This is a genomic window from Microcystis sp. T1-4, assembly GCF_000297435.1.
Classification (GTDB): domain Bacteria; phylum Cyanobacteriota; class Cyanobacteriia; order Cyanobacteriales; family Microcystaceae; genus Microcystis.
The window spans coordinates 1-2,983 of record NZ_CAIP01000223.1 but is presented as its reverse complement, the minus strand read 5'-3'; the positions used below and the strand labels follow the sequence as shown (position 1 = coordinate 2,983).

Here is a 2,983-nt window from a genome sequence, read left to right as displayed (position 1 = left end):
AAACGCCTCGATCGCTTCTTCTAGGGTTGGATAAATACGTTCGGTCGAGATCGTCTCGGATAGGTCTCCTTTTTTTAATTGCTGATATAAATCTTGCTTCACCCGCGCCATGGCAAAAGTAATACCACGGCCGATTAATTCTCGATGTAATTCTTTCAACATATCGACCGCCGTAATATCGATATCTAGAATTGCTTCGGCATTGAGAACGAACCACTCGACGGGGACTTTCTCCGCTTCGATCGCCGCTATTGCCCGTTTGCGAAAATTCTCGGCGTTGGCGAAACAGAGGGGCGCGTCGTAACGGTAGAGAACCAATCCGGGGATCGTCGTTGCGCCCTGCCAATCCTCGATGTCGTGCAGGCCGGCCAGATTCGGCACTTCCCCCAAAACCGCATCGTGTGGTCGCATCAGCCGCGTGAACAGATCGACCACCGATAACCCCACGGCAACGCCTACCCCGACGAGGATATCGGTGGCCAGGACACCGAACATGGTGACGAGCGCCAATCGGAACTCACTGGTTTTGAAACAACGCAGACGGTTGAACTCCGATATCTCGATCAGACGGAGTGCGGCATAAATTACGATCGCCCCCAGGGCCGCTTTCGGAAACAGGGATAGTAGCGGGCGTAAGAACAAGAGTACCAAAATTACGATCAGAAAAGCCACCAGGGAAAACAGTTGCGAGCGACTGCCCAGGGAATCGCCGATCGCCGTGCGACTGCCGCTACTGCTGACGGGAAAGCCCTGCATGATGCCGTTACCGATATTCAGCGCTCCCAGGGCGAGTAATTCCTGATTGCCATCGATGCGATAGTCGTTTTTCGCCCCGAAGGCCCGCGCGGTCAAGACGTTATCGGAATAGCCGACGAGGGCGATACCGATGGCCGAGGAGAGTAAATAGACGAACTGCTGGGGAGAAAAGCCGATCGGTACTTTCAAACTCGGTAAACCGGCGGGAATTTCCCCGATCACGGCGATGCCTCGCTCGTTCAGATGAAACAAATATACTGCCGATGTGGCCAGTAGAACCGCCAGTAAAGGACCGGGGGCATTGGGAAAGCGACGTTGTACCACTAGCAGAAAAATTAAAACACCGGCGGCAAGAATCAGAGTTGGTGGGTGAATCTCCGATAAATGTCGGGAAAATTCCCCGATCTGTCCGAAAAGCGATTCCGCTTTCAGTGACATCCCGCTAATTTTTCCCAACTGACCGACGATCATGATCACCGCTACCCCGGCCATGTAGCCGACGAGGATCGGTTTGGAAAGGAGATCGGCGAGAAACCCCAACCGGGCGAAAGCGGCGACGCAGCAGACGCTCCCCACGAGTAGGGCTAATAGACTACAGAGACTGGCGTAGTTGCTACTATCTCCCGCGACGAGGGGCATGATAGCGGCGGCGGTCATTACTGCCGTCGTCGATTCTGGCCCGACGGAGAGTTGTGGTGAGGAACCGAGCAGCGCATAGATAAGCAGCGGCGGTAGGATCGCCCATAATCCGGCGATCGGTTGTACTCCGGCCAGTTCCGCGTAGGCCAGACATTGGGGAACGAGATAGGCCGCCACGGTGATCCCCGCAATGATATCTCCCCGCAACCAGGCCGAGCGATAGGACCGCAGACGCTTTAACCCGGGTAGGGAAAACCGCTCGCTAGAAAAATTTAATCGAGTCGCCATCCTCATCTCTTCTCCTGTCATCGCAAATGTCCCGAAAATCTCGCCACCGGCTCAACTAGCGGTAGGAATACTTTTTCGCCAGTTTAACCAGGCTCTTTCTAGTTTATTTTGCTTGCATCCGAACCGGGACATTTATCCGCCCAGGTCTTAATCTTGACACAGTCTATAGCAAGGGATAGTTCGGAATTTTGGCTCTTCTAGAGTAGTCATGATATTTTAGCAGAAAATAATCCACGCAAGTCTTGCCAAGTAAGGCTCACTAGAATTCAAAAAAACAATTTTAATAAAAAAAGCTTTTTGCTTTGTTGGATTCTAGGCTATGTAAGGGATTAGGCTCATTGAAACTACTAATTTGCTATAACCAGTCTAGGAACACTGGAATTTTTAACCATTCCCGATGTATTTAAATACTCCAAAATTATCCTCTGGTTTTCACGAACAATTTTATTGAATAGTTTCTGCCAGAAATCAGCCTGAGTATCTTTAATCTTAGCGTGGATTTTAACTACTCGTTTTCTGGCTTTCTCTCTTCTCTTGCTCCCTTTTTTCTTTCTACAAAGATTTCTTTGGGCTTTCTTTAATCGTTTTAATCGTTTCTTTAAAGGTTTTGGTGCGTCTATCTTTTCTCCTGTTGAGAGAGTTGCAAATCTGGCAATCCTTAAGTCAATCCCTAGAAATCGCCCATTGTCGGCAAGTTTTCGGGTTGAATCTCAACAACAAAACTTATAAAATAGCAGTCCGTTGCGTCTTTAATTACCGTGACCGACCCAGGTTCCGATGGTAAAGGACGACTCTAAACTACTTTTAATTTATCAATTTTTGTACATTTTGCTGATTGTCTATATTTCCGCTTTTTAAAACGAGAAAGTTTAACCTTCCCAGGTTCCGATGGTAAAGGACGACTCTAAACTACTTTTAATTTATCAATTTTTGTAAATTTTGCTGATTGTCTATATTTCCGCTTTACAGGCGGCAAAAAATTTAGAGTAGGCTGGTTCTAAGTCTCTTAAAGATTGTTGTCAGGGAATAGCTGAGACTTCCCCTAACCATTCTTTTTCTTTTCAAGAATTTTGCCAATCCCTATTGTTTTGGTATTTTGTACCAAAACTCTTTTGCCCCTTGTTGAGTAAATCTGAAAGCATAGCCTTCCTCTCCCAGTGCTAATGTCACCCAATTGCTCCCGGGAGATCATAACTGGCTTTTCATAATAGAGCATCCTCTCTGAGACGGAAGATGAACCTCTCTTTAATGAAGATTTTGAAACGATTGAAGAAAGGTCAGAAATTCCGATAACCCTTTG

General features: G+C 47.6%; 2 protein-coding genes and 1 pseudogene. All 3 read right to left on the bottom strand.

From position 1 onward, the window contains the following. Positions 1–1,683: solute carrier family 26 protein (locus MICAI_RS13905; protein WP_039900183.1), on the bottom strand; the 1,683-nt coding region annotated here is incomplete at its 3' end. A 359-nt stretch (positions 1,684–2,042) separates the two neighbouring features. Continuing rightward, positions 2,043–2,744, bottom strand: a pseudogene (locus tag MICAI_RS27905) (RNA-guided endonuclease InsQ/TnpB family protein); the annotation flags it as partial. Continuing rightward, positions 2,726–2,983, bottom strand: a 258-nt coding sequence (locus MICAI_RS27135; RefSeq protein WP_039900182.1) for a hypothetical protein, incomplete at its 5' end; no start/stop codon positions are given. The pseudogene MICAI_RS27905 and the gene MICAI_RS27135, both read right to left, overlap by 19 nt.